The organism is Haloplanus sp. GCM10025708 (assembly GCF_042663985.1).
Taxonomy (GTDB): Archaea; Halobacteriota; Halobacteria; order Halobacteriales; family Haloferacaceae; genus Salinirarus; species Salinirarus marinus.
In genome coordinates this window covers 2,048,100-2,073,790 of record NZ_JBHSZA010000011.1, presented here as the reverse complement: position 1 = coordinate 2,073,790, position 25,691 = coordinate 2,048,100, and the positions used below count along the sequence as shown (strand labels likewise).

Here is a 25,691-nt window from a genome sequence, read left to right as displayed (position 1 = left end):
TCCGACAGGGTAATGTCGCCCGGGGCGCACCTCCGGAGTATGTCGGCACTCGGCCATCTCGGGCGCGCGGTCGCGAACGGCCTGGTCGCCGTTCTCGCGTACGTCGCCGCCTCGCTTCTCGTCCTCGGCAGCGCCGACTGGCGCGGCGGCGTCGTCTTCGCCGTCGCCCTCGCCGTCGCCGTCTTCGGACTGTCGGTGTGGCAGGGGCGGTGAGGCATCCGATCAGGGAAAGCGATCCAGCCCGGCCTGTCGGCGCGCCACGCCGTCGGGGTCGGCGACCCACGGCGTCCGCGCCGCTCTGATCCCATCGCGATCGATTTCTGGCGCGGGTGTCGGATCGCGATGCGGACAGTCAGCGCCGCAGTCGCTCCCCGGGTCGACGACGCGGTCGAGGGCCGAACAGTACGGGCGGCCGTCGCCGGTCGGGTGCAGTCGGGCGCAGTCGGGGAGCGCCGGCCGCCATCCGCTCCCGTAGACGCGTTCGGCGAGGCGGCGTCGCGCCCGGGCTTTCGCCGCCGCGCTCACGATCGTCACGTCCGTCCGGAGCGACCGGAAGTCGACGGGTTCGACGCCCGCCGACGCGACCGACAGCGGCGTGGGGTCGCGGACGACCGTTCGCTCGCCCGTCTCGGGATCGAACCGCCAGACGCCGACCGCCTCGGGGATGCGGTTCAGGTGTGCGCCGGTGACGTAGCTCTCGGTGGCGAGGACGACCGCGTCGAAGAGGCCGAGGCTCACGTCGATCCGGAGTTGCCGTTGCAGGTCGCCGGGCGATCCGAGGTCCGGTTTGTTCTCGATGCCGACCAGACGCCCTATCCAGCCGGGGTAGCGCGTCGCCTGCCTGACGTAGCGGCGGCCGCGCCGGCGTTCGGCCTCGAAAAATCCCGCGTCGACGGCGCGGTCGGTGACGCGACGGGCCACGTCGGGGTGGCAGTCGAAGGCGTCTTTCCAGTAGACGGCCTCGCCGGGGCCGACCTCGCTCTCGACGGCCCGGGGCGGATGGTCCGTTCGGTGATGGCGGCCCGCGACTCGAACTCGGGGCCGGGTTCGACCGCACAGACGTCGACGATGCGACGCCCGGGCGTCTCGACGGCCGCGCCGAGTTGCCGGCCGGGGAGCCAGTCCGTCGTCTCTTCGAGGTGGGAACAGATCGCCAACTCGAACGCGAACTCCATGCCCGCCGCTCAGTCGTCGACGACGACTTCGACGGGGCCGTCCGATTCGGCTTCGTCCGTCGCGTCGCCCGTCTCCCTCTCGCGCCAGAGGAGGACGCCGGCCACGAGGAGGACGACCCACGACCGCCAGCTGGCGAGGTTGAGCGTGTAGCCGATGCCGAAGGGCTTCTCGACGAGCATCCCCTCGTCCGGCTTCCAGTAGGCCGAGAGCATCCGGCCGAGGCTCGGTCGCTCGAAGTTGTACGGCACGCCGAAAATCGTCCCCGATTCCGGTTTGTCTACCATGGGACGAGATACGGCCGCTCGGGATAAAGCGTTTGGGCTATTCTCGGTACAATGGACCGGCTACGCGTGGGGCGGTACGTCGAAAGTCCCTCGACGTTCGGAAGAAAGCATCCGACGGACCCGTCGAATCTCACTGGTACCGGCCGCGCCCCTCGATTTCGCGCAGCCGATTCAACGCCGCCTCCGCCCCGACGGCGGCGTACCCCTCCTCGAACGCGGCGACGAGCGGGTCGGGGTCGTCGGCCGTCCCCCGGACGCTCCCTTCGAAGACGTGCAGGTCCATCGCGTGGTCCTCGACGTGGCCGGTGTGGTAGCCGAGGCCGAAGTCGACGAGGTAGGTCCGGTCGTCGCCGACGCGGACGTTGCGCGTCGTGGGGTCGCCGTGGACGACGCCCGCGCCGTGGAGGGTGGCGAGATGCCGCCCGACCGTCCGCGCCCGGTCGGTCGCGAGAGCGGCGGCCAGGTCGGCGTGGCCGACGTGCTGGAGGGCAAGCGTCGCCTCCGGGACGTCGACGTCGTAGACGAGGGGAGTGGGGACGCCGTTGCGCCGCGCCTCGCTGGTGAGTCGGGCCTCCGAGACGGTTCGCTCGCGACGCAGGCGGGCGTCGAGTTCGGGATGGCGGTACTCCTTCGGGAGGCGTCGCTTGACGACGCGGTCCGGGCGGATGGTGACGACGGCCTCCGCGCCCCGGATCTCGCCGGCGTCGGTCGTCGGGCGGGCGACCGACTCCTCCCCGCGGCGCCACGTCACCGGCACCTCGTCGGGCCGGTAGTTCGGGTCGACGGCCGACGCCTCGATTTCCAGGGTGTCGCCCGACTCGTACATCCGCGCGCCGAGGACGGCGATCATCCCGGCGTTGTCCCGGAGGAAGCGCGAGTCGGGCGCGTAGAAGTCGGCCCCGCGGCTCTCGCACATCGTTTCGAGCATCTCCCGGAGGCGGTCGTTCTGCCCGACGCCGCCGCCGAGGACGAGTTCGTCCGTCCCCGTCAGCGACAGGGCGCGCTCGGCGACCTCCGAGAGCATGGCGAAGACGTTCTCCTGCAGCGAGAAACAGACGTCCTCGACGGGCGCGCCGTCGTCGTAGGCCTCCTTGGCGGCGCTCATGATGCCCGAAAACGAGAAGTCCATCCCCTTGACGACGTACGGGAGGTCGAGATACTCGCCGTCTTCGGCGGCGCGTTCGACTTTCGGGCCGCCGGGGTGGGTCCAGCCGACGTGGCGGGTGAACTTGTCGAGGGCGTTGCCGACGCCCGTGTCCATCGTCTCGCCGAGGATGCGATAGCGGCCGTTGTGGTAGCCCAGGAGGTGGGCGTTGGCACCGCTGGCGTTCAGGCAGACGGGCGAGTCGAACCCGGACTGGTAGCGCCCGATTTCGAGGTGGGCCACCATGTGGTTGACGCCGACGAGGGGGACGTCGAGCGACTGCGCGAGGGCGCGGGCGGCCGTGCCGACGACGCGGAGACAGGGGCCGAGGCCGGGGCCACGCGAGAAGGCGACGGCGTCGATATCCCCGTCCGCTTCCGAGAGCGCCGCCTCGACGACGCGCGGGATGGCGTCGCCCATGTGTTCGGCGGCCTCGCGGGGGTGAATGCCGCCGCTCTCGGGCTGGTAGGCGTCGGTTTCGATGAACACGGCGTCGGCGTCGGTATCGAACACGGCGGCGCTGGCCGCCCACGCCGTGCCTTCGATACCGAGAACGCGCATCTAAGCCTGTTCTGCTTCCGTCTCGGCCTCGTCTTCCGCGCTGATCTTGTTGCGGTCGAGCATGTGTTTCTGCTCGACGTCCTTGGCGTGGTCGGGGCTCTCGTACACTTTCGCGTAGCCCATCGTCTTTCGCATTCCGAACTTCGTGTCGAGTTCGTGGACGACGACCTCCTCGGAGTCCTTGTTGAGTTTGGCCGCGAGACTGTCACGGACGGAGAGGCGGGACGGCGTCGCGTCTTCGTGCGTGATACTGAATCGGACGTCGGTCCGGTGTAACATCGGATTCTCCTCTTCGGCGATAATCTCGATTTCCATGGGTCAGTTGTAGGTAACTCCACTCGAAACGACCAAAAGGATTACGAAGCGCGTATTAGCCGCCGAGCGTCGCGAGTGCGGCGTCGACGTCGCCGTCCATCCGCCGCAGCAGGTCGCGCGCGATGGCTCGCGTATCCTCGTCGACGGTGACGAGGACCATGCCTTCGCCGGGCTGGCCGTAGACGACGCTCGTGCCGTTCGGGGCGGCGACGACGGCGGGAACGGTGGCCAGGTCCTCCTCGCCGTCGACGTGGATGGTGGTGGGTTCGTCGGCGTCGATGGCGTCGCGGAGCGCGGCGAGCAGGGCGTCCGAGAGCGTTCCGGGTTCGTTTTCCACCTCGACGTGGGGATTCCCGAGGACGCGCACGATCTCCGCGCTCACCGCTTCGCGTTCGGTCCGGCCGTCGACGAGGGCGACGTCGGGCGTGGTGTCGGCGAGCCGGAGGTGGTAGGTGACGACGTCGCCGACGGCGACGATGGGGGTGCCCGCCGTCGCCAGCAGCTCTTCGGCGTCGGTGAACACGGGGCCGAGGGGCTCTTTGAACGCGCCGCGGAGGTCCTCGGGGAGTCGGAGCATCACCTGACTTTGAGCGCGTAGCCGCCGGGTTCGGTGACGTTCATCTCCTCGGCGACCTCGCTCTGCTCGGGGTGGGTGATGATGACGTACCCCGCCCAGTCCTCCGTGAGACTCGACGACCCGCAGTTCGAACACGACTGGGAGTCCGGGTCGTTGATGTGGTGGCACTCACGACAGGCGAGCCGGGGTTTCGCCATCAGTCACCCTCCATCTGGGCCTCGCGCGACTGGCGCTCCTCTTCGAGCCAGCCGTGCTTGCCCAGCCCCGGCTGTTTCGCCGTGAGGCCGATCTTGCTGTCCCGGGGGTTGCGCTCGTCGATGCTCTTGGTGACGATGCGGACCCGCACCTCGTCGCCGACGCCGAGGGTGCGGTTCGACTCCGTCGACGCGAGTTGCTGGTTCTCGCCGTCGTAGGCGAGATATTCGTCGGAGATCTGCGAGACGTGCAGCAGGCCGTCGACGGGACCGATGCCGACGAACGCGCCGAACTCGACGACTTCCACGACGGTGCCGTCGACGACCTCCTGCATCTCCGGGTCGAACGTGATGGCGTCGAAGTCGGCCTCGTAGTAGACGCCGGGGCGGTTCGGCAGGACGGCCCCCTGTCCGACGTCGTGGACCTCGGCGACGCTCACGACGCTACCGACCTCCTCGTCCATTCGTCCCTCGAGTTTGTCCTGCAGCAGACGCTTCACCCGCTCCGGCGTGACGTCCGCCAGATGTCGCGGCGGTACCTCGACCGTGTCCTTGAGTCGTACCCGTTTGTACATGTTATCGTTCCTGTATGTGGAGTGTGTTCCGGCCCCTTAAACCGATTACCCGAACGCCTCGTTCGAGCAGTCGGTCCCGCAGGGGCAGGTCGTTCGTGACGACGTACTCGCAGTCGCCGCGTTCGGCGAGGTCCACGAGGGCGTCGTCGGCGTACGATGCGTCCGTCTCGACCGTCCGACAACGGTCGGCCAAATCCAGCCCGACGCTCGCGGCGGTGGCTTCCGTCCCGCCGCCCGCCGAGAGCCGGTCCAGTTCCGTGCGTACCGCCGCTGGCGTCACCCAGTCGGGCGACTCCCCGAGGAGGCGTTCGACCTCCTCGAAGACGCGAACGCCGCATTCGACCGGCATCATCAGCGCGCTGGTGTCCATGGCGACGGTAGTCACGTCCTATTTGAGCGTGCCGATGCCGATGAGCCGCCAGCGAGCGCCGACGCGGCGGTTGATGGCGATCTTGGACCCCGATTCGGCACAGACGGGGCGTTTCAGCGACACCTCGCACTCGCCGCCGCGAGCGCTGGTGACCGCGCCGACGGTGGTGGCCGTCCCGACGGTGAGCATCAGCGGTTCGCCGGTCGAGATCTCCTCGATCTCGCCCGACTCCTCGCCGACGACCCGGTCGAGCAGTTCGACGTCCATCTCGAAGTCCTCGTGGACCGGCGGGAGCGTCCCCGGTTCGCCGGCGACCTGTCCCGCGAGGGCGTCGCCTTTCGTGAGACTCGGATCGAGGCCGGTGCCGACGCCGAGGAGGCCGCCCGGTCGGGCGACGTCCACCTGCTGACCGCCCGCCTGCAGCGACCGGACGTCGGTGGTGATTGACTGCCACTCGGTCTCGTTTCCGCGTTCGACTTCGCGGCCGGGACGCAGTTCGAGTTCGTCGCCGACTTCCAGGCTGCCGCCGACGAGGCTGCCGCCGACGACGCCGCCCTGGAGGCTGTCCCACTCGGTCCCCGGCCGGTTGATGTCGAAGCTGCGGGCGACGAACATCTCGGCCGCCTCCGACTCGTCGCGCTCGGGCGTCGGAATCTCCTCTTCGACGGCGTCGATGAGGAGGTCCATGTTGACGTTCTGCTGGGCGCTGATGGGGACGATGGGGGCGTCTTCGGCGACGGTGCCCTCGACGAACTCCTCGATCTGCTCGTAGTTTGCCAGCGCCTGCTCCCGGTCGACGAGGTCGATCTTGTTCTGTGCGACGACGATGTTCTCGATGCCGATGATGTCGAGCGCCATCAGGTGTTCTTCCGTCTGGGCCTGCGGGACGTCCTCGGTGGCGCTCACGACGAGAATCGCGCCGTCCATCAGGGCCGCACCGGAGAGCATCGTCGCCATCAGCGTCTCGTGACCGGGTGCGTCGACGAACGAGACGGTCCGCAACGGCTCGCTCTCGGACCCGTCGGGACACTCGTCTTCGACCGTGTAGCATTCGGGCGGCTCGAGGCCGGGACACGTCTTGAACGTCGCGTCCGCGTACCCCAGCCGAATGGAGATGCCGCGTTTCATCTCCTCGGAGTGCTGGTCGGTCCACGAACCGCTGAGGGCCTGGACCAGCGTCGTCTTGCCGTGGTCGACGTGTCCGACGAGGCCGATGTTCACCTCCGGTTGTTGGTGTGTTTCCGTCGCCATTGAGAGTAATCTTGCGTAGGCTTCGCCCCGTGCGAGTGATAAAGTTGCTGTTCTCGGCTTCTCGGAGACCGACGGCGTTTTCCCCGACCGGGTCCACGTCGGGTATGCTCAGGTACGTGACGACCAACCGTGGCAAGGTCCGCGAGGCCCGCGAGTATCTGGGGAGCGGCGTCCAGCAACTCGATTTCGACTACACCGAGATCCAGGCCCCGGAGCTCGGTCCCATCGCCGCTCGCGGTGCTCGCGAGGCGTATCGGTACGCCGACGCGCCCGTCCTCGTCGACGACGCCGGGCTCTTCCTCTCGGCGTTCGACGGCTTCCCCGGTCCCTACTCCTCCTACGTCGAGGACAAACTCGGCGTCGACCGCGTCGCCGACCTCACCCTCGCCGAGGAGAACCGCCGCGCGTCGTTCCGGTGCGTCCTCGCGTACTGCGACGGCGAGGGGTTCGACGCCAGTCCCGACCCGGTCGACCGGGCGGACCGCGCCGTCGCCGCCGCGGAAGACGACGCCGGCGAGGAGACCGACGCGCTCCCGGTGAAACTCTTCGAGGGCGTCGTCCGCGGGCGCATCGTCGACCCGCGCGGCGACGGCGGCTTCGGTTACGATCCCGTCTTCGAACACGACGGAACGACGTTCGCGGAGATGACGGCCGCGGAGAAAAACGCCGTCTCACACCGCGGACGGGCACTGGCGAAGTTCGGGGAGTGGTACCGCGAGCGAACGCAGTGAGCGTCTCGGAACGGCTCACGGCTCCGCCGTGAGCCAGTGAGTCTATCGGTGGTTCGCTGAGCGACCGAAGGGAGCGAAGCAAGCGCCGTGAGTGAACGGAGCGAGGCGAAAGTCGCGAGCCTCCTTCGCCGATTCCCGCGGTGACGACGAGCGGGTTCGGTTCACTCGTCCGTCGTCGACTCTTCGTCCGTCGTCGGCGACACCGACTCCCACGCGGTCGACGCCGACTCCGGGTCGACGTCGGCGACGAACCGCGCAGTCGCGAGGTTGGCGGCGAGTCCGAGGACGCCGCCGCCGACGACGCCCAGAGGAACGCCGAGGAGGGGAACGTTGACGACGACGACCGTCGCGACGGGCGAGACGGCGAGGACGAACAGCGCGAAGCCGAGGAAGTAAGAGAGGTAGGGGCCGCCCCGGAGTGCGAGCGCGTACGACCCGCGGGCGGCGTCGACGACGCCGACGTCCCGGAGGACGACGAGATACGGCGTCGCGTAAAAGAGGTACGCGAGGGCGACGAACACGGGGATCCCGAGCGCGACGACGGCGAGCGCCCCGGCGGGGACGCCGCCCGAGAGCCCGGGTCCGACGACGCCGAGCGCCAGCGGTAACAACGCGAGAAACGGCAGCAGGGTCAACACGAAGAAGGGGCGGAAATACGCCGCGACGTTGGCGACGAAGTCGTACTCTTGGCCGCGGACGACGTCGGCGACGCTCCCGAAGTAGCCCGCCGTGAGGGCGCTCTGGACGACGAGCGCGACGGGGACGCTGACGGCGGCGAACGGGAGCAGTTCCAGCGGGACACCGGTGTCGACGCTGACGCCCGATTTGGGGACGCTGACGAACTGCCAGACGGTGACGACGGAGAGCGGCGCGCCGACTTTGAACCCGAGGTGGAGGCCGTCGAACGCGAGGACGGACCGTATCTTGTTCGCGTCCATGGCGGCGAGGACGATGGGGACGAGCACGAGGGCGCGTGCCGGAGCGCACGCTCCCAGCCGTCGACGAGTCGCGTGACGAAATCGGGCATCGACGTCAGACCGCCGACCCGTTTCGAACGGCGGTCCCGCCGTCGGCGGGTCGGACGCCCCAGCCGGCGACGCCCGTGGCGGCGAGTTCGAGGAGGAAGCGCTCGCCGTGGCCGACGCGGGTGCCTGTGCCGGCAGACGCCGCCCGAATCGGGCCGCCGTAGGCCGGTCGGAGCGACAGCGGTTCGGTGCTGGACCCGAACCGGAGGGCGGCGAGTCCAGCGAACGCGGGGGCTGCGGGGAGGTGCCTTCGGAGTCGCATCGCCGGCCCTTCTCCCGCTGATGCCTTCAACCTCGGGATAGCTGAAAGCGGCGTCGTACCGTTCCGCCTTTCACCTCTCCGACACACGGTGCCGCCATGGGATCCCCCGCACGGCGTCGCCGCGGCGTACGCTCCTCCTCGCTCTCGGACTCGTCCTCGTGACCGTTCCGCTCTGGGCACCCCCGCTCGACGTGACCGGCGACGACTACGACTACCGGGCCGCACAGGTCGCCGTCGACGATAATCGGCTCTCGATTCCCGGCCGTCACCCGTGGCTGGCGGGCGTCGAAGGCGTCGACTGCTTCCACGAACAGAGTCCGTCAAGGCGCTGTGGCTTCGAGTCACGGCTCCTCGACGGCGCGGCGGTCCGCGCGCCGTATCCCGGCGTCCGCCACGTCGCGGGCGACCCGACGCTCGTGGCGTCGGAGCGCTACGTCGCCTTCTCGGGCGACGGCCGGGTGTTCGAGCGGACGACCGAGTGGAACGACTCGGCCGAGGCGTACGTCCTCGGCCTGGAGCGGGCGGACGCGAGTCGCGTCGTCGACGGCGTCGCGCGCCCCGTCGCCCAGTACAACTACCCGATCCGACAGACGGTGAAGACGGGGAGCGCCCGCGCCGCCGACCCCTCTCGGAACCCGAACTGGTCGAATCCAGCGGCCGGTATTACGTCGTCTACGAGGCGGGTACGCGGACGTTCCTCTCGGCGAATCCGCTCACCGAACGCCTGCTGGAGTGGGTGGCCGTCGTCGCCGGCGTCCTCGCCTTCAGGCGGGCGTGGCGCGAGTAGCGGGCGTCAGAGCGACGCGACGAACTCCGTGAGGCGGCGGTTGAACCGATCGGTGGCGTCGAGGAACGGCGCGTGGCCGCTCTCCTCGAACCGCACCGCCTCCGCGTCGGGCAGTCGTTCGGCGACGTCCTCCACGGCACCGGCGGGGGCGAGAGCCCCCTCGCCGCAAACGTAGACCAGCGACGGGACGTCCACGTCGGGCAGGACGTCCCGGTAGTCGCGGAGCGTCTGATCGACGTACGTCGCCGAGACGACGCCCGGCGGGACCCGCGACGCCTCGTCGTAGATCGCCCGTGCGACGTCCGCCGCAGGCGAGTCGACGAACAGGCTGTGGGCGACCGACTCGGCCAGGCCGTCGGGGTCTTCCTGTGCACGCCCGACGGCGCGGGCGAGGTCGGCGAGGTCCCACGACCCGTAGTCGTAGTCGTCCCATTGGAAGTCGGACGCCGGTTGGTCGACGTCGACGAAGCCCGCGAGGCGGTCGGTCCCGAACCGGTCGACGTACTCCCAGCCGACGAGCGCGCCCATCGACCAACCGACGAGCACCGCGTCGTCGACGCCGAGTCCGTCGAGGAACGCCTCGACGTCCCGGGCGTACTGGGCCATCGTGTGCCCGGCGGGCGTCTTCGTCGATCGACCGTGGCCGCGGAAGTCGAGCGCGAGGGCGCGACAGCCGTCGAGACCCGACAGCTGCCCCCGGAAGACTCGACATCCGGCCATCAGCCCGTGGAGGAACACGACCGGCGTCCCCGTCCCTGCCTCCTCGTAGTAGAGCGTCGCCCCGTTGCACGCTGTCGTTGGCATCCCGTGAACGGTTGCGCGTCGAGCGGGAAAGCTCTTGGCGGCCTCAGTGCCGCGGGTCGCGGTCGGGGCCCGGGTAGTCGCCGCCCTCGGTCGCTTCGTAGAGACTTTCGGCGTCGAACAGGGTGGCGAACGCACGCGGATGTCTGATGCTCACCTCGGCGTGGCTACGGACGGCCGCCCCCGTCTGTGCAGTCGTCAGCGCCTCGTCGAGCGTGAGGACGTGCATCGCGCCGCCGTGGAGCGCGGACGCGAGCGCGGGGTGGTCGCCGTCGGGATGGGCGACCGGGTCGCGCCACGCCTCGATTCGCTCGCGCCAGTCGGACGAGAGCGACGCGTCGGCGAGCCTCCCGATCACCGCCTCGGCGTCGTCGAGGAGGGAGTCGCTGGCGACGAGCGTCGTCCACGAGTGCCGGCGGAGGGCGTCGAGGGCGTCGCGGGACGCCCCGCCGACGAGGAGATCCGCCGCCAACACGTCGGCGTCGGCGACGACCCGCGCCGGGGAGGTGTCAGTCATCGCCCCGTCGCTCCGACAGCGCGTCCGCCACGGCCGCCTCGCTCACGTCGTACGCCGCCGCGCGTTCGAACAGGTCGATCCACGTCATACGCGCTCTCGCGGGCGTGGCACAAAGGGTCTGTCGGGTTCGGGAATCGGTGGCGGAGTCCGCGTCACGCCGCCCGCCGGTCGAGATACCAGTGGACCGACGCGCCGAGGACGAACGCCGTGCCGACGTTGACGAGAAGGCCGATGACGCCGACGCCGACGGTCACCGGGAGCGAGGACGTCTGTCTCGCGCTCTCGGCGAGCTGGACGGCGACGAGGAGGAGGAGGACGCCGAGGGCGGCCGTCGGGAAGGCGACGACGACGCCGGCGACGAGGGCGGCGAGCAGGTAGCCGACGCCGAGGACGACGTTCGCGCCGCCGGTGCGCGCGCCGAAGGCGTACTTGCCGGCGAGGCCGCCGCTCCCGTGACACATCGGCAGGCCGCCGAGCGGGACCGAGAGGAGCGTCATCGCGCCCATACTCGTCGCGAGTTCGTCAGGCTGGACCTCCGCGTCGAACAGGTCGGCACAGAGCAGCGAGGTTGCGACGGCGGCGTTGCCGACGGTCATCGCCAGCTGTGCGGCGGCCCCCGAGAGCGCGTTCGCGGTCAGTGCGGGCGGCGTCACCGGCGGGACGCCCGGCAGCGTCGGCGTCGGTAGCCCGGCAGCGCCAACGCCGAGGGCGAGCCCTGCCCCGAGGACGGCTAACGCGCCCGTGCCCGCCCTGCCGACGGCCACGAACGCGACTGCGGCGACGCCGGCCCCGACGGCGAGTGCGGGGTCCGCGAGGGCGAGGTCGACTCCCGCCTGCGCGAGCACCAGGGCGACGGCCAGCTGGACGCCGCGGACGACGGAATCGCCGACGAAGCGTTCGACGTGAGCGAGCGCGTCCGTCCGCCCGGCCAGCAGCAAGACGGCGCCGGCGAGGAGGCCGGCGGCGACGAGTTCGCCGTACGAGAGCGCGCCGGCGATCGCCAGTCCCGCGAGCGCCTTCATCGGTTCGACGGAGAGGGCAGGCCGTAGACGACGCCCCAGAGTATCTGGAAGACGCCGAACCAGAGGAGGACGTGCGGCACCGACAGCGGAGTCAGCGCGCCGAGCGCGACGACGACGGGCAACACCGTGATCGAATCGCCTATCGCACCCGTCACCTCGCCGCTCGAAATCTCGACTCCGCGTCGAACGCGCGCCTCGAACGTACCGGCCATCGTCCGCAATACGAACTGGCCGAACGTAACCTTTCTCAGTTATCAAAATCCGGTTCATGCCCGGGAATATGTAACCTATTTAAGTTACTTCCGTCCGCGAGCTGCGGAGGCGTCGACCGTCGCCCTCGCGACGGCCGAAATCGCCCGACGGTCACGCGTTCGTCTGACGCAGTTTTATTGTGAGTGGGTCGTATCCTCCTGACGGGCGCGCACGAACGGCTTCAGTTCCCATCCTCCCACCCGCGCGCCCGGCACCCCATCCCACGACGTGCGGCGTCGTCTTTCCCCCGCGGCGTCGTGTTTCAGCGCCCGAGTAGCGTCGCACGCACCTCGTCGAGACGGTCGCGCTCGGCGACGAGCGCGACCCGATCTCCCGCCTCGACGATCGTCCCCGGCAGGGGGATCGTCATCGACTCCCGGCGGCGGCCGTGGGCGTAGATGCGCGCCGTCTCGGGCAGGTCGACGTCGGCGACGTGATCGCCGACGACGGGCGCGCCCTCGGGGATCTGAACCACGGACAGCTGGAGCCGCTCGGTCAGGTCGCCGAGCGCGCCGAAGTCGCCGCCGAGCAGCGCCGTCTTGGCCCCCGCCGCGCCGAGGCGTTCGGGGTAGACGACCTCGTCGACGTCGTCGGCGTACTGGTCGTAGATCTCGGTGCGGTAGTCCTCGTCGATTCGCATCACGGTCCGACAGCCGAACTCCTTGCCGAGCATGCAGGCGGCGAAGTTGACGTTCGGATCGCCGGTGAGCGCGCCGACGGCGTCCGCCGACTCGAGGCCCGCCTCTCTCAGGACGGCTTCGGTGCCGCCGTCGCCCTCCACGACGTCGAAGCCCTCCGTGCGGGCGCGTTCGAGCTTCGTCGGGTCGGACTCGACGACGACCACCTCGTGTCCTTCCTCGTCGAGGATGTGTGCGGTCCGGGCCCCGACGCGGCCGTACCCCACGATAACGAATCGCATACCCGTGGGTACGGCGGCGAGATATAAAAACGAGTGGCTGGAACGAGGGACGGAGTCACGTCTCGCCGCCGACGTCCCGGGTCGCCGCGTCCGGGCGACGGAGTTCGACGGCGAAGACGCTTCCCCGCGGCTCGTTGTCTTCGATCCAGACGTCGCCGCCGTAGCTGTCGACGATCCGGTCGACGAGAAAGAGCCCCATGTCCGTTCCGGGGCTGTCCAGGCCCTTTCCGCCCCGCCCGAAAATCAGCTCCTTCTGCTCGTCGAGGACGCCCGGGCCGTTATCGGCTACCCGGACGACGACCGTCTCCGCGCCGATCTCGACGCCGACCTCGACGCGTGGGTCGTCCCTGTCGTTGTGGACGACGGCGTTGGTGAGGAGGTTCCGGAACACCGACGTGAGCATCTCGTTGCCGACGACGTCGAGGTCGAGCGACTCCTCGTGGAGGTCGAACGTCGCCGCCGGGAAGCTCTCGTGGTGGACCGAGACCTCGTGCCGGACGACGTCTTCGAGGTTGATCGTCTCGCGTCTGTCCCGGTCCTCGCCGAGGAGGCCGTCGACGTACTCGCGGGCGATCGTCGTGATCTCCACGACGTGCTCGCACGCGACCGTCACTCGATCCAGGGCGGGCCGTCCATCGTCGTCGACGTGTTCGGCGACCTGTTCCAGCCAGCCCAGCACGACGTTCATGTCGTTGCGGATGTCGTGTCTGACGACTCGGTTGAGTATCTCCAGTTCCTCGGTGCGTCGCTGGAGTTCGAGCGACTGGCGGCGCGTCCGGAGCGCGGTCTCGGCGCGCTTTTCGAGGAGGGCGGGCCGAATCGGCAGTTCGACCACGTCGTCGACGAGCGATTCGAGCCGCGACGGCACGGCGTTCGTCTGGTCGCGATGAAGCAGGAGGACGTACGGGAGAACCACCGGATCGGCCTCCGACTTCCGCCGCTCGAGCGCCGCCCGGTGACGTTCGAACGCCTCCACGTCCCCGAGACAGACGTCGAACGACGCCTCCACCGGCTCCTCGCCGTTCCCGTTCGGTCCCTCGACGACGTCGTAGGCGTCGCCGAGTCGGTCCGCGAGCAACGCCCGGTTCGGGCCGTGTTCGACCAGCAGGTAGACGGTTGTCATGGCGGTCCTCACTCACTCGGTCCGTTCCTCGCCGCGTGGCCCGGCCCACTCCGGCGTGCCGCTCAGGATGCCACGGAGGTTCGAGAGCGGAGCCCCGACCTCGATGCCGTATTCGGTTATCTCGAACTCCCTGAGGGTGCGCTCGAAGTCGCTCCCCCGCTTTTTCAGCACGCCGATGGCCTTGCGCAACTCCCCGCCCAGTTCCAGATACCGGAGGAAGACGATGTTGTCCGCGAGGTAGCTGACGCCGTGTTCGGTCGGGGAGAACGCGCCGGTGACGCTCGCCGTTTCGCTGGTGAAGATCGCCGTCACGCCCATGTTCCGCAGATAGCGCCCGAGCGCGTGGATCTCGGTCAGGAACTCCGCCTCGCCCTCGCCGGTCATCGAGAGCTGATACCCCTTCAGCCCGTCCACCATCACGACGCTCGCGTCCCGGTCCTCGACTTCCGTCCGGACCATGCCGGCGAACGACTCCGGCGAGTGTTCGAGCGGCTCTACCTCCTCGATCTTGAGGGTCCCGCGATCCATCATCTCGCGGACGGGGACGTTTATCGACTCCGACCGGTGGACGAAGGTCCCGCGCGACTCCTCGAACAGGAAGATGACCGACCGTTCGCCCCGCCCCGCGGCTTCCTTCATGAATTGACCGCCGAACGTGGTCTTGCCGACGCCGGACGGGCCGCTCACGATGGTGACAGTCCCCCGTTCCAGGCCGCCGTTCAGCAGCGCGTCGACTCCCGGGACGCCCGAGGACACCGCCTCCGGCGAGAACTCGGCGCGGTGACGCCCCGGCACCAGTTCCGGGAACACCGTCATGCCGTCGTCGCCGACCTTCATCGCGTGGGTGCCCGACCGGAAGTCCGAGCCGCGGTGTTTCGTCACCTCCACCGACCGCTTGCGCGTCCCGTATCGCAGGTGGACGATGCCGTCGCTCATGAACTGCAGGTCGTCGTCGGGAGACGCCGTCGTCGCCTGCGAGGTGAACAGCACCGTTCCGCCGTTCGATTTGACGAACTGGAGAAAGGAGAGGATCTGCTTGCGGAACTGGTACTCGTCGGGCGAGAGATACCGGAACTGCGTGACCGGATCGACGAAGACGCGGGTCGGTTGCAGGTCCGTGACCGCGTCCGCGATGGGCTCGACGAACGCCCCCGTCTCGACGTCGCCGGGCGGAAAGACGTCGTACGTCCGCCCCTCCGCGAAGAACTCGGACTCCGGCGACAGGTCGAGAAACTCGACCGACGAGAGGTCGAAGCCGAGCGCTGCCGCGTCGGATCGGACGTCGGATTCGGGCTGTCCGAGATTGATAAACAGCGACTCGTTCGGGTCGCCCGCCGTCAGAAAGTGGGTACCCAGGAGCGTCTTTCCCGTCCCGGGTTCCCCCGGACCAGGTACGCCCGATTCGGCACGAAGCCGCCGTAGAGAACGTCGTCGAACCCCTCGATGCCCGTCGAGAGTCGTTCGCCACGCTCGTCCTCGCTCGCGTTCGGTGGGTCGTCCATGCGCTCGCCTACGCGCTCGATCCCCATGTGTCCCCTCCCCACGAGGATTGGGACGGGCCCGCCGTCGACCGCCGGCGAGCGGTCGGAATCACCAGAGCACCAGACTCGCTCCGAGGAGGGCGACGCCGACGGCGGCGAGCAACGCGCCGGCCCACAGATTCCCTCCCCGTCCGGGAGGTCGTCGAACCGGACCGTCGAGAGGTGCGTCGTCTCCTCGCCCGGCTCGACGACGAACTCGTCGGCGGTCGACGCGTCGACGCCGTCGCGCCGAGGGCGTGCCACACCGAGGACACTCACGGCGTCGCCGACGGCGAGTGTCTGCTCTCCGTATCGACGTTTGCTCCGCTCGACGCCGACCCCCATCGGATCGACGGCGACGCCGTCGGTGGTTTCGAGAAAGCGCTTGACGCGTCGAGGCGGCGCTTCCCCGTAATCGGTCTCGACGGCGACGTCCACGCCGTCGAACTCACAGACGAGGCCCTCGACGGCGACGCCGTTCGACGCGAGGACGCTCTCCGGCGTGAACACGTCGTCGGTCTCGTTGCTCACCGCGTGTGTCCCCGGATCGACGTAGAGCAGGCCCGTGCCGTCGTCGAGCGCGAACGGCACCGAGCGGACGCCCCACGCCGAACGCTCCCACGATTTCGTCTTCCCGGTCTCGGGTTTCTCCTCGATCTCCCACGCCGCGAGGACGCAGTCGGGGTCGTCGCGGACGGGCGACCGGAACGTCTCGCCGCGCCTCACGGGCGTGACGGTTCCTCGAACCCTGACCAGCCCCGACTCGTCCACGCCGCCGGCGGCCGTCAGGGGCGTGTCGGCGACGGTCGCGGCCCGCTGGCGCTGCTTCCAGCCGACGTAGAGAGCGAGGACCCCCGCCGTCAGGAGCACCGCGCCGGCAGCGAGGCCCGCGTCGGCGACCAGTCCGACGTCCGTGACTTGCATCCTCGGAGTCGGTTGCTCGCAGGTCCGGATCGGCTAAAACGCTGGGGGAACCGGCGAGAGCCGTCTCGCTGACTCAAGGCGGCTCGTTGGTTTCAGAGCGAGAATGACGGAATAGAAAGGGCAGTTACTGCGAACCGATCGTTTCCGGTGACTGAACTCAGGACGCGTTTTTGAGTTCTACAAGCGCGTATATGATAGCGATAGCCCCGAATAGCACGCCGATCGAGCCTAAAATCTGGTTTCGCGGAACTACCGTCGTCTGTGAAACGACGAGCAACGCCATCAGTATCACATGCAGGGCGAGCAATCGGTCGGTGCGGTCGGACATACGATGATTCCTCGGCCATTCAGCATGAAACGTTCGATAGGCCAGTTCTCTGCACTTACCGAAGCTACTCACCACATCGAGGGACAGAAGGGACCGCCCGCCTCGATGACGTGACTCACGATCGACGGCGACGGGGGCCAACTCCACCGAATCCTTCACCCGTTCCTCGCCGCATCGAGGGTGTTCTATCAAATTCCTGACTGAGTTTCGTTCGTCCCTCTGTGAGCGCGGATTAGGGAGATCGGTGGTGTCCCTGAGGTGATGCGCCCCGGTCGATTTCGGGGGTCTATCCCGCCGCTGTCTGTGAATTAGTTTGCGTGTCCTGATAGTTTAGTGAATCGCAATACGGCGAGGGATGCCCTGTTTAGCGAGAGCAGCGAGTCTCGAACGGATTTCATTCAGTCGATTACAGCCAAAAGTGCGCGTACAAGGAGTGTACGGCCGAAAGAGCCACATGGCAAGAGGGACCGAAGCAACACAAGGAGACAACGCACAGGAATACACATCAACGAACAGGGCGAAACAGTCTTCGAAGAACTCACACCAGAACAGTACGAACAAGTCGCACCATTCTGGTACCACTGGAGAGAGAAATAAGAAAAATTCTCTCAATTCACATCAATTTAACCTAATTTTCATTCTCGAAAAACTGTCCCGGATGCCTGTAATTATAACTTGCAAGAGGAGGGATGTCGCCCTCTTTTGGGTACATAGGCCAGATATCGCCCGAAGCCACCGCTCCTGAACTGTAGTGGTTCTCGTAGAATCTCCGGATCTCATCCTCAGTCGAATCACCACCACCCGGAATAATCGTAAAACCGGTAGCAACCTCCAAATCAGCATCCTCAGTCTCAGCTCCTTGCGCCAGGTACGCCTCACCAAATTTTCGAGAACAAAGAGATCGTCTCGAAGATATTCTGAACTACTGCTCGAAGATTTCTCTTCGGAGGCAGTCAGGTGTCGCGGAAATTTATTTAAATGTGTGAGTACAATGTACGTACAAGAGGGTTTGTGAGAATGGGCAGCACCAAAGTCAACTTCCGACTCCCGGACGACCTTGTCGAGAAGGCAGACGTCGCCGCCGAGGTCAGCCACAAGAACCGGACGGAGATCGTCAAAGAAGCACTCCAGAAGTATCTGGAAGAAATCGAGGACGATGAGGCGTTCAAAGAGGCAGTCATCGAACTCTATCTCGACGACCGGATCGGGTTCGACACACTAAAAGAGTTCATTGGACGGCAAGACGCCGAATCCGTGAAGGCTTCCAAAACCATTCTCGACCAGGGCGAAGACCTGGCCGACGAACTCGCAGAACTGTAGAAGGGTCCGGAGAAAAATATGATCGTAGCGGATACAAGCAGTCTAATCTCACTTGCCTCCATCGATCTCCTCGACACACTTCTAACCGAGTTCGACGTCCACACCACAGAGCTGGTGTTAGAGGAACTGGCGGAAACCAGCGAGTACAACGATCGTCACGGGGAAGCAGCACAGATCGTCCTCGACCAACGAGACCAGATCACCATTCACGACATACAGGGCGAATTCACCTCCTCCCGAGTAGACGAAGGAGAAGGAAGCTGCGCACTACTCACCAAAGAGAAAGAAGCGGAGTTCCTGATCACCGACGACCTCCGCGCACTACCGGAACTCCAGACAGTCGCTGACGCCAAGGTAGCGATCTCACCGATCGTCCTCAAGGCCCTGGTACAGAGAGACGTTCTCACGGTCGAGAGGGCGAGGGAGAAGCTGGATGTGCTTGCGGAGAATCGGGACTGGCTCGGCGCACCCATCTACAGAAGGGCACAGGATTTGTTCGACTGAGTAATCTGCGCGATGGTGGTCACTTTTCTTCGGTGGCTTGTTGGAGATCATTGCGTAACAAAGTTTTAAATGGCTTATGTAACGGGACATTCAAATTGCTGTAATCACTGTACGTCGGGGGGCCGATTTTGCCACCGGGGTCGCGTCCTCGAGTTCGTGCCATCGTTGAAACACAGAGAAGGCCTGAGACGCCCGAAATAAAGAGGAAGGAAGCCAGGCCGGAATTTGAATCCGGGGTCTCGTCCTTACCAAGGACGCGCTTTACCGCTAAGCTACCCAGGCGCGTTCATCGATTGGCCGGAATCGTCTTTATGCGTTTCGATTCACGCCGTCATCGACCGCGGGCCGTCGGTCGCCGGAGGAGAGCGCGGCGATGCGGTCGGCGGTCGCCTCCGAGAGGGCGACGCGCGCCGGCGGCAGGTCGCCGTCGCTCGTGCGGGCGAGGTTCGCGGCGTACTCGAGCAGGCGGGCGGACGGGTCGACGTCGGCGGCCGTCGCGCCGGCGACGACGGCGAGGGAGAACACGTCGGCTTCGAGGTTCCGGTCGAGTCGTTCGGGGTCGGCGTCGCTCCGACGGCGGGTCTGGTCGCGGCCGAACTTCCGGACCGTCTCGACGGCGCGTTCCGCCGCCTCGGTCCGGGCGAGGAGATAGAAGCCCCGGGAGACGAAGACGTCGGCGGCGAGGATGTCGAGATCGGCGTCGACGTCGGCGTCGCCGACCGCCCACGGTTCGGCGTGGGCGAGCTGGCGCGTCAGCCGGAGGCCCTCGTAGATGAGTTGGACGCCGGCCGCGCGCTCGGCGACGGCGTCGGCGTCGAGCGCCGGCTCGAGCGCACGGGCGCTCACGAGCGTCAGGCCGCCCGGCGTCGTGGGCGCTTCCGCGAGGCGCTCTTCGAGAACCTCGTGGAGCCGTTCCGGCTCGACGTCGGAGAGCGCCTCACGCGCGGCAGTACGGGCTCGGGCGGCATCGTCCATCACCCGCGACTAGCAGCGGGAATGGCAAAGACCTTTGGAAACCGACCCCTTCGTCGCGGCATGATTCGGCTACGCGACGGGGACGGCGTGCGAACGGTCACTATCGATCGCCCCGAGCGACGGAACGCGCTTCGCCCCGCTGACCTCGACGACCTCCGGGCGGCCGTCGTCGATGCACCGGCGCCGGTCGTCTGCGTCCGCGGTGCCGGCGACGCCTTCAGCGCCGGGGCGGACCTCGACGTGGTGTCCTCGCTCGACGACCCCGAGGCGTTCGTGCGACACGGGCAGGACGTCCTCGACGCCGTCGAAGCCGCCGAGAGCGTCGTCGTCGCCGGCGTCGACGGCGCGGCTCGCGGCGGCGGCGTCGAACTGGCGCTGGCCTGCGACCTCCGGGTGGCGACGCCCGACGCGACGTTCGCGGAGTCGGGCGTCCGCCTCGGCCTGTTCGGCGCGTGGGGCGGCACCGTCCGCCTGCCGCGCGTCGTCGGACAGGCCGACGCCTTCGACGTCGCGCTCTCGGGGCGCGTCGTCGACGCCGAGGAAGCGCTCCGGATGGGGCTCGTCTCCCGCGTCGTCCCCGACCCGTCGGCCGTCGCGGACGAACTGGCGAGCAACCCGGACGACGCACTCCGACTGGTCAAAGAGCGGCTGCGCGACCGCTCGACCGCGGCCGAACAGGAGGCGGCGGAAGCGGCGGCGTTCTCCGAACTACACGCCGCTCACGCCGACGACATCGCGGGCGGGCGCGAGTAGGCGGCCGGCGTCCGCGGCGCGGGCTACCGGTACAGCGGGTCGGGGGCGGGCGGCATCGCCCGCTTGTGCGCGCTCAGTTCGTAGAGGTCGACCACGCGGTCGACCTGTGCTTTCGTCACGTCGAGGTGGCGCACCGTCGCGGCCCTCGAGAGCGGGCCGTCGACGTGGAGCGCGAGGATGGCGTCGAGCGTGTCGTAACTCAGCCCCATCTCCTCCTCGTCGGTCTGGCCGAGCCACATCCCGGCCGACGGCGTCTTGGTCACGAGGTCCTCGGGGACGCCCACGTGGGCGGCGAGCTGCCGGACCTGCTGTTTGTAGAGGTTACCGATGGGGTTACAGTCGACGGCCTGGTCGCCGTACTTCGTGAAGTAGCCCGTGAGCGCCTCGCTTCGGTTGCCCGTCCCGAGGACGATCCCGTTTTCGGCGTTGGCGACGAAGTAGAGCAACACGCCCCGGGTTCGGACCCGGACGTTCCCGACGGCCGTCCGGAGCGGATCCGTCTGGACGCGCTCCTCCGTCGCTTCTCCCGGGAAGGCGTCGACGAACGACTCCACGATCGGGTCGACGGCGACGACGTCGTACTCGACGCCGAGGCGTTCGGCCACGCGTTCGGCGTCGCTCATGTTCTCCTCCGCGTTGACCTCGCTCGGCAACACCAGTGCGCGGACGTTCTCCGCGCCGAGGGCCTCGACGCCGAGGTGTGCCGTCAGCGTGCTGTCGATGCCGCCCGAGAGGCCGATGACGCCGCCGTCCGCCCCCGCCCGGTCGACGACTGCCTCGACGAACGATACGATGTGGTCGCGGGTCGCTTCGAGTTCCGCGTCGGACAGGCGGAGGTCCAGCGGTGCCGACGCGTCGAGAGTCTCCTCGCTCATCGCTTCGGTGTTCGAATCCGGAGCCCAAATATGCTCGTGTTTCGAGCAACGCTGGACGTTCGTTCACCGGACGACGGCAGAAGTGGCTGATACGGGAGCTCATCGACGTCCAGGTGGTCGTCCGCCGCCTCGGTCACCGACGCCGCCGCGTCGCGCTCCGTCGAGTCGGATTCGGTCGAGTCGGACGGTCCCGTCTCCGGACCGACGCCCTCTCGGATCAGCCGGATTCGCTCGTACGGGAAGAAGTCGCGGCCGGTGTCCCGCGACACCCCGGCGTCGTAGAAGTCGATGCGATCGGTCGCGATCGCCGATTCGATCGTCGACTCACCCTCCGTGGCCGTCGCCGTCAGATGCACCTCGTCGGTCGGCCGTGATTCGGTCGTGACAACGAAACTGTACTCTCGCCGGGCGCAAAAGGCTGTGATCGTCCGGCGAAACGCTACGTTCAAGTGGCCGGCATCGGTTAGTTCTACGTACGCGCCGACGCCCCCGTGATCGACGTGAGCGGGCGTCCGAAGCGCGAGACGAGCGCCGGTGGTCCAGTGGTAGGACATTGGCTTCCCAAGCCGATAGCCCGGGTTCAATTCCCGGCCGGCGCATTTCTTCTGCGAACGTAGTGAGCAGCGAAATCGCCCCGTTGGCGATTTGAGCCCTGCAAGTCGCAGCGCGCGAACGACGTGAGCGCGACCGTCTTGCTTCGGTTCAATTCCCGGCCGGCGTTCTGCGAGGAAAGTCACCGGAGTCCCGTCGCGGATCGCGTTCGAACGCGCGCCGTCACGCGCTCAGATGAGCAGCGTCGCGAGGACGGGAACGGTATCTAACACCGCGATACCCATCAAGCTCCGCCGTTTGATCGGCCAGGTCGGCGCGCCTTGCAGCGACTCCCACGCTGGCGCGTCCAGCTCAGGTCCTCCATCTGGTCGTCGTTCGAAGCGCCGCCGTCCTCGACACCGTCTCGGGCCTTTCGTTGCAGTTTCTGGATTTTCTCGCGCCGTCCCCGTCGCATCTGCCGGTGCATTCGCCAAAACGAGAAGTACACCCACAGCACGACGACCGCGGCGTAGACGACCATCGGTCCGAGAAAGCTAATCACCCAGGTCACGACCCAGAGAACCGACCCGTTCGCGAAGCCGTGCAGGTGTGTCAGGCCACCGGTGAGAAAGCGAAACGCGACGTAGCCACCGCCGACGGCCAACATGAGATTCACTCGCGTCGCGAACCGACCGAGCGCGCGGTACCCCCGTGTTCGTCGGGGTGAAACGGTTTGTAGTCCAGGTAGTCGCCCGAGAGGAGCTTGCTGAACTGCCAGAGGAGGACTACGAACTGGAACAGGACCGCGACGAGGAAGATCTGCAGCGCGACAGTGATGCCGTAACCGATGTGCCCAAGCAGCGGATGACTCGTCTCGAAGGTGAGCAAGGGGAGCGGGGTGACCGGAGCTAACAGTACGATCGCGAACAGGACGCCGGGCGAAATTCGAAGTGGGCCGATAGTGCGTCCCTCGCTGCCGAGTGGCAGCGTGTACGGCCCCACTTCGAGCGCGCCGAGACTGTTCGCTAGCTGGCGGCGAAACGCATCGTACTGCGCCGAATCGACGATTCTGCTGTTTTTGAGGTTCCAGAAGAGGTTCTCGCTGCGCAACACGAGGCCGTCGTAGGCGAGATGGCCCTCGAGTAAGATGAACAGAAAATACCCCGAGCGGAACGCGAGGTGTTGCTGTGATCCGGTCACTCTGTTAGTCACGACGAGATAGACCGAGTACCCGACGCCGACGAGCAGGCAGAGCGCGGTTCCAGAGAACACGAGCGTGCGGTGGATCTGGAAGTCGTCCGTACTGACGGATTCGCGGAAGATACGGGCGAGGAGGGCGATCCAGAGGATCCCGAGCGGCACCGCAAGCAAGTATTCGGCCTGCACCGACACCACCCCGAGCGGGAGGTAGGTCCCGAACGGGAGGTAAAAGTCGTTGAGCTGTCCGACCACGATCGCAGTCGAGGCTGTGAGCAACAGCAGGATGGGGATATGTCGCAGTGCGAGACGTAACAGCCCCGTGCAGAACTGGATGCCGGGTTTCTCAGTGCCCTCCCGCCGGGGGACGTTCGCCTCCGAGAGGTGGTCGAAGCCCAATATTGCACAGGACTGGTAGAACGGACCGGTATCGGCCGTCCAGCGTCGCCAGAGCGTATTAGCTTCCGCTGCCGCTGATGCGTTCGTCGGTGGCTGTTCGGGAGTCGATCCCTCCTCGGTCGGCATATTTCGTGCAGGTGAGGTGATCGTAATAAATCTGGCCGTGATGCGGTCGGTTAGCACGGGGAGCGACACTGGCCGTCCCGCCGTCGGCCATCTCCTTGCTCGCCATCCCCGCGATCAGTCCGAACGCCCGTGACTGCCACAGCGTGTCCGCGTGCCAGGTCCGACCGCTGTAGCAGTACGCTCTTCCTGACAGGCGGTCGCATCGCGTCACGAAGTTTCGTGGCACAGGGCCGTGTTCGGGAACGGGTCGTTCGGAGAGCTAGCAACTGCCGAAAGTCGGGGCGGTGTCGTGTGGCCCCGAACCAGTAGCCGATCTTCGACGGCTGTCGATGGCTCGTCAGCTGTCCTGTTTCTCGCGAATCCGCTCCCGGAGCGACGCCGTCGCCTCGGCGTCGAAGCGGAGCGGTCGTCGCCACCACGGCCCCTTCCCGGAGTCGTTCGAGAGCGACGTCACCAGCCGATTCGCGTCCGCGCCAGCGCCCGGCTCGCTCAACGGAACCGCGCGGTCGAACAGCCGCGAGTCGTCGTCGCCGGCGACCAGTACCCGGGCGTCGAACGGATCGCGTTCGACGTGTGCGTTGCTCGAAAACGCTTCTTTCGCCGCCGGGTCGAGGTCCTCGTACTCCTCGCCGGAGACGACGCGGGCGACGCGGAACTCGCCCACGAGGAAGGCACCCCAGTCGGCGGGCGCGTCGTCCCGTCGGGAGAGCGTCGCGTAGAAGAGCAGGAAGTCGCCCCGTGTGAGCGACGAGAGCGGCCCGGCCTTGACGGCGTGTTCGTCGCCGTACGTGTAGGCTTCGCTGCCGTGGACGCCGGCGAACTCCGGATCCAGGTGGACGGGCGTCTCCAGGTGGTCGTCGGGGACGTCCGTCGACAGATCGAGATCGGCGTAGGTCGGTACCGGTTCGCGCGTCGGTTCCCGCTCCGGTATCGGGACGTATTCGAATCGACCGTCGGGGAAGACGGGAGCACGAAAGCCCGGTAGATTCGTGTTCGCACCGACGTTGATCGCGACTGCGCGGGGCACCGCCCGCTACTCCGGCAGATCCCGCTGGAACTCGTCGAACCGATCGAGGTCCGGCGGCAGTTCGTACTCGATACGCCGCTCCTCCTGTCGGTTCTCGCCGCCGGCCTCCAGCGGTTCGGCCTCGTCCTCCCACCCGGGTTTGATTTTGACGCTCTGGGCCGGCATCCCGACCGCGATGTGGTGGTCGGGGACGTCGCCCTGCACGACGGCGCGCGCTCCGACGACCGCGTTCCGGCCGACGCGACACCCCGCCCGGACCATCGCGTCGTAGGTCACGCGGGCGTCGTCCTCGATGATAGTGTGGTAGTTTCGAATCTCGGTCTGGTCGACGACGTCGTGGTCGTGACTGTAGATGTGGACGCCGTCGGAGATGGAGACTCGGTCGCCGATGGTCAACTTCCCCGGTCGTCGAGGTGGACGTCGTCGTGGATGACCGTGTTGTCGCCCACGGCGATGTTGTGGCCGTACGAGAAGGTGACGCCCTTGAAGATGCGGAGGTCGTCGCCGGCCTCGTCGAAGAGGTGGTCGGCGAGCATCTGCCGGAACCGGAGGGCGAACTCGATGTTGTCGGCCATCGGCGTGGCGTCGAACTGCCGCCAGAGCCACTGGAGATGTTTCGAGGTACGGAACTTCTCCTCGTCTTTCTCGGCGTAGTACTCGCTCTCGAGCGTCGAATTACACGGGTCGTATCCCTGGAGTCGCACCCGCTCGGCCGGCGAGACATCGCCGCCGCCCTGCCACCGCTCGTAGGCCTCCCGGTCACCGAACAGATCGACGAGGACGTCTCTGACGACCTCACACGTGTCTTCGTCGGAGGAGAGTCGCTCGTCGACGTCGGAGACGAACGCCTCGACCCCCGCTTCGGCGTCGTCGGGAAGAGATACGTGCCGTTTCGTCATGACCCGCTATTTGCCGGGGGTACTCAAATGGGTTCGGGTGTCTGCAGGTGACGGCGCACCACCGCGGAGTCAGGTGGTCGTGACGATTTCGAAGCGCGCCCCGCCGTCCTCGCTTTCGGTCACGCGTACCTCCCAGCCGTGGGCCGCCGCGATGCTCTCGACGATCGTGAGGCCGAGCCCCGTCCCCGCGTCGCGACTCGTGACGCCGCTCCGAAAGATCCTGTCGCGGTCCTCGTCCGGGATGCCGGGGCCGTCGTCGGCGACGTAGAAGCCGTCGTCGAACCGGCCGACGGTGACCCGCGTCTCCGGCCCCCGTGTCGGCTGGCGTTGTCGAAGAGATTCGCCAGCAGTTCCTCGAGTCGCTGTGGATCCGCCTCGACGCTGCCGAGCGGGCCGTCGACGACGAGCGTCCCCCCGTCGTGTCGTC

At 67.4% G+C, this 25,691-nt stretch carries 26 protein-coding genes, 2 tRNA genes and 5 pseudogenes; 6 read left to right on the top strand and 27 right to left on the bottom strand.

Annotated features, from left to right (window positions below; translation table 11 throughout):
- The first annotated feature begins 39 nt into the window (after nucleotides 1-39).
- The gene (locus ACFQJD_RS14765) at nucleotides 40-213 is read left to right on the top strand and encodes a hypothetical protein (RefSeq protein ID WP_379799236.1); all 174 of its coding nucleotides are present in this window, start codon (nucleotides 40-42) and stop codon (nucleotides 211-213) included.
- A gap of 9 nt (nucleotides 214-222) precedes the next feature.
- Here the strand turns inward: ACFQJD_RS14765 and ACFQJD_RS14760 are convergent.
- From ACFQJD_RS14760 to ACFQJD_RS14720, 9 genes and pseudogenes are all read right to left on the bottom strand, one after another.
- Nucleotides 223-1,175 (bottom strand): annotated as a pseudogene (locus ACFQJD_RS14760) (DUF5787 family protein).
- A gap of 9 nt (nucleotides 1,176-1,184) precedes the next feature.
- The gene (locus ACFQJD_RS14755) at nucleotides 1,185-1,460 is read right to left on the bottom strand and encodes a DUF5808 domain-containing protein (RefSeq protein ID WP_379799234.1); all 276 of its coding nucleotides are present in this window, start codon (nucleotides 1,458-1,460) and stop codon (nucleotides 1,185-1,187) included.
- 130 nt (nucleotides 1,461-1,590) lie between these two features.
- On the bottom strand, nucleotides 1,591-3,165 hold the full coding sequence (locus tag ACFQJD_RS14750; protein ID WP_379799233.1) for a bifunctional N(6)-L-threonylcarbamoyladenine synthase/serine/threonine protein kinase: 1,575 nt from the start codon (nucleotides 3,163-3,165) through the stop codon (nucleotides 1,591-1,593).
- Nucleotides 3,166-3,480 carry a 30S ribosomal protein S24e gene (locus tag ACFQJD_RS14745; RefSeq protein ID WP_379799231.1) on the bottom strand — a complete coding sequence of 105 codons (315 nt, stop codon included), beginning with the start codon at nucleotides 3,478-3,480 and terminating at the stop codon, nucleotides 3,166-3,168.
- A 55-nt stretch (nucleotides 3,481-3,535) separates the two neighbouring features.
- On the bottom strand, nucleotides 3,536-4,057 hold the full coding sequence (locus tag ACFQJD_RS14740; protein WP_379799229.1) for a GTP-dependent dephospho-CoA kinase family protein: 522 nt from the start codon (nucleotides 4,055-4,057) through the stop codon (nucleotides 3,536-3,538).
- Nucleotides 4,057-4,254: a transcription elongation factor subunit Spt4 gene (gene spt4, locus ACFQJD_RS14735; RefSeq protein WP_379799227.1), complete on the bottom strand. Its 198-nt coding sequence runs from the start codon at nucleotides 4,252-4,254 to the stop codon at nucleotides 4,057-4,059. Before spt4 ends, ACFQJD_RS14740 begins: the two co-directional genes overlap by 1 nt.
- Nucleotides 4,254-4,826: a DNA-directed RNA polymerase gene (locus tag ACFQJD_RS14730; RefSeq protein ID WP_379799225.1), complete on the bottom strand. Its 573-nt coding sequence runs from the start codon at nucleotides 4,824-4,826 to the stop codon at nucleotides 4,254-4,256. Before ACFQJD_RS14730 ends, spt4 begins: the two co-directional genes overlap by 1 nt.
- Before the next feature lies 1 nt (nucleotide 4,827).
- The gene (locus ACFQJD_RS14725; RefSeq protein WP_379800542.1) at nucleotides 4,828-5,196 is read right to left on the bottom strand and encodes a DUF188 domain-containing protein; all 369 of its coding nucleotides are present in this window, start codon (nucleotides 5,194-5,196) and stop codon (nucleotides 4,828-4,830) included.
- 18 nt (nucleotides 5,197-5,214) lie between these two features.
- Nucleotides 5,215-6,447 carry a translation initiation factor IF-2 subunit gamma gene (locus ACFQJD_RS14720; protein ID WP_379799223.1) on the bottom strand — a complete coding sequence of 411 codons (1,233 nt, stop codon included), beginning with the start codon at nucleotides 6,445-6,447 and terminating at the stop codon, nucleotides 5,215-5,217.
- A gap of 104 nt (nucleotides 6,448-6,551) precedes the next feature.
- Between ACFQJD_RS14720 and ACFQJD_RS14715 the strand changes: the two genes are divergently transcribed.
- Nucleotides 6,552-7,178 (top strand): non-canonical purine NTP pyrophosphatase, encoded by a 627-nt coding sequence (locus ACFQJD_RS14715; protein WP_379799221.1) that lies wholly within the window; start codon nucleotides 6,552-6,554, stop codon nucleotides 7,176-7,178.
- A 161-nt stretch (nucleotides 7,179-7,339) separates the two neighbouring features.
- Here ACFQJD_RS14715 and ACFQJD_RS14710 read toward each other — a convergent pair whose 3' ends face one another.
- The 9 genes and pseudogenes from ACFQJD_RS14710 to ACFQJD_RS14670 all read right to left on the bottom strand — a co-directional run bounded on the left by ACFQJD_RS14710 (nucleotide 7,340) and on the right by ACFQJD_RS14670 (nucleotide 16,658).
- Nucleotides 7,340-8,143 (bottom strand): hypothetical protein, encoded by an 804-nt coding sequence (locus ACFQJD_RS14710; protein WP_379799220.1) that lies wholly within the window; start codon nucleotides 8,141-8,143, stop codon nucleotides 7,340-7,342.
- Nucleotides 8,144-8,210: 67 nt separating this feature from the next.
- On the bottom strand, nucleotides 8,211-8,465 hold the full coding sequence (locus ACFQJD_RS14705; protein WP_379799218.1) for a hypothetical protein: 255 nt from the start codon (nucleotides 8,463-8,465) through the stop codon (nucleotides 8,211-8,213).
- Nucleotides 8,466-9,258: 793 nt separating this feature from the next.
- Complete coding sequence (locus tag ACFQJD_RS14700; protein WP_379799216.1) at nucleotides 9,259-10,056, bottom strand: alpha/beta fold hydrolase; 798 nt, start codon at nucleotides 10,054-10,056, stop codon at nucleotides 9,259-9,261.
- A gap of 43 nt (nucleotides 10,057-10,099) precedes the next feature.
- The gene (locus ACFQJD_RS14695) at nucleotides 10,100-10,570 is read right to left on the bottom strand and encodes a DUF7384 family protein (protein WP_379799214.1); all 471 of its coding nucleotides are present in this window, start codon (nucleotides 10,568-10,570) and stop codon (nucleotides 10,100-10,102) included.
- A gap of 152 nt (nucleotides 10,571-10,722) precedes the next feature.
- Nucleotides 10,723-11,804: pseudogene (locus ACFQJD_RS14690) on the bottom strand (putative sulfate/molybdate transporter).
- 302 nt (nucleotides 11,805-12,106) lie between these two features.
- Nucleotides 12,107-12,763, bottom strand: coding sequence for a potassium channel family protein (locus ACFQJD_RS14685; protein WP_379799212.1), 657 nt, complete (start codon nucleotides 12,761-12,763; stop codon nucleotides 12,107-12,109).
- 55 nt (nucleotides 12,764-12,818) lie between these two features.
- Nucleotides 12,819-13,886, bottom strand: coding sequence for a sensor histidine kinase (locus ACFQJD_RS14680; protein WP_379799210.1), 1,068 nt, complete (start codon nucleotides 13,884-13,886; stop codon nucleotides 12,819-12,821).
- Nucleotides 13,887-13,898: 12 nt separating this feature from the next.
- Nucleotides 13,899-15,388, bottom strand: a pseudogene (locus tag ACFQJD_RS14675) (ATPase domain-containing protein).
- A gap of 1,099 nt (nucleotides 15,389-16,487) precedes the next feature.
- A complete protein-coding gene (locus tag ACFQJD_RS14670) occupies nucleotides 16,488-16,658 on the bottom strand; it encodes a hypothetical protein (protein ID WP_379799208.1) in 171 nt (56 codons plus the stop codon).
- Between the two features lie 1,017 nt (nucleotides 16,659-17,675).
- Here ACFQJD_RS14670 and ACFQJD_RS14665 point away from each other — a divergent pair.
- Nucleotides 17,676-17,978 (top strand): ribbon-helix-helix protein, CopG family, encoded by a 303-nt coding sequence (locus ACFQJD_RS14665; RefSeq protein ID WP_379800540.1) that lies wholly within the window; start codon nucleotides 17,676-17,678, stop codon nucleotides 17,976-17,978.
- A gap of 18 nt (nucleotides 17,979-17,996) precedes the next feature.
- Nucleotides 17,997-18,482 (top strand): hypothetical protein, encoded by a 486-nt coding sequence (locus tag ACFQJD_RS14660; RefSeq protein ID WP_379799206.1) that lies wholly within the window; start codon nucleotides 17,997-17,999, stop codon nucleotides 18,480-18,482.
- 211 nt (nucleotides 18,483-18,693) lie between these two features.
- Here the strand turns inward: ACFQJD_RS14660 and ACFQJD_RS14655 are convergent.
- Both ACFQJD_RS14655 and ACFQJD_RS14650 read right to left on the bottom strand, forming a co-directional pair.
- Nucleotides 18,694-18,764 (bottom strand) — tRNA-Thr (locus ACFQJD_RS14655).
- A 27-nt stretch (nucleotides 18,765-18,791) separates the two neighbouring features.
- Complete coding sequence (locus tag ACFQJD_RS14650; RefSeq protein ID WP_379799204.1) at nucleotides 18,792-19,457, bottom strand: DUF7114 family protein; 666 nt, start codon at nucleotides 19,455-19,457, stop codon at nucleotides 18,792-18,794.
- A 60-nt stretch (nucleotides 19,458-19,517) separates the two neighbouring features.
- Here ACFQJD_RS14650 and ACFQJD_RS14645 point away from each other — a divergent pair, with 60 nt between their 5' ends.
- The gene (locus ACFQJD_RS14645; RefSeq protein WP_379799202.1) at nucleotides 19,518-20,210 is read left to right on the top strand and encodes an enoyl-CoA hydratase/isomerase family protein; all 693 of its coding nucleotides are present in this window, start codon (nucleotides 19,518-19,520) and stop codon (nucleotides 20,208-20,210) included.
- A gap of 23 nt (nucleotides 20,211-20,233) precedes the next feature.
- Here the strand turns inward: ACFQJD_RS14645 and ACFQJD_RS14640 are convergent, their stop codons facing one another.
- Nucleotides 20,234-21,085, bottom strand: a complete 852-nt coding sequence (locus tag ACFQJD_RS14640) for an NAD+ synthase (RefSeq protein WP_379799201.1) — start codon at nucleotides 21,083-21,085, stop codon at nucleotides 20,234-20,236.
- A complete protein-coding gene (locus ACFQJD_RS14635) occupies nucleotides 21,082-21,639 on the bottom strand; it encodes a hypothetical protein (protein WP_379799199.1) in 558 nt (185 codons plus the stop codon). The genes ACFQJD_RS14640 and ACFQJD_RS14635 overlap by 4 nt, the downstream gene beginning before the upstream one ends.
- On the opposite strand from ACFQJD_RS14635, the gene ACFQJD_RS14630 reads away from it, so the two are divergent.
- Nucleotides 21,614-21,684, top strand: a tRNA-Gly gene (locus ACFQJD_RS14630). The two genes, ACFQJD_RS14635 and ACFQJD_RS14630, sit on opposite strands and share 26 nt — an antisense overlap.
- Before the next feature lie 236 nt (nucleotides 21,685-21,920).
- On the opposite strand, the gene ACFQJD_RS14625 is transcribed toward ACFQJD_RS14630, so the two are convergent.
- The 5 genes and pseudogenes from ACFQJD_RS14625 to ACFQJD_RS14605 form a co-directional block, all read right to left on the bottom strand.
- The gene (locus ACFQJD_RS14625) at nucleotides 21,921-22,283 is read right to left on the bottom strand and encodes a hypothetical protein (RefSeq protein ID WP_379799197.1); all 363 of its coding nucleotides are present in this window, start codon (nucleotides 22,281-22,283) and stop codon (nucleotides 21,921-21,923) included.
- A gap of 5 nt (nucleotides 22,284-22,288) precedes the next feature.
- A complete protein-coding gene (locus tag ACFQJD_RS14620) occupies nucleotides 22,289-23,338 on the bottom strand; it encodes a hypothetical protein (protein WP_379799195.1) in 1,050 nt (349 codons plus the stop codon).
- Between the two features lie 337 nt (nucleotides 23,339-23,675).
- The gene (locus tag ACFQJD_RS14615; protein ID WP_379799193.1) at nucleotides 23,676-24,365 is read right to left on the bottom strand and encodes a hypothetical protein; all 690 of its coding nucleotides are present in this window, start codon (nucleotides 24,363-24,365) and stop codon (nucleotides 23,676-23,678) included.
- Nucleotides 24,366-24,371: 6 nt separating this feature from the next.
- Nucleotides 24,372-25,264 (bottom strand): annotated as a pseudogene (locus tag ACFQJD_RS14610) (acyltransferase).
- A 69-nt stretch (nucleotides 25,265-25,333) separates the two neighbouring features.
- Nucleotides 25,334-25,516: pseudogene (locus ACFQJD_RS14605) on the bottom strand (ATP-binding protein); the annotation flags it as partial.
- Between the last annotated feature and the right edge of the window lie 175 nt (nucleotides 25,517-25,691).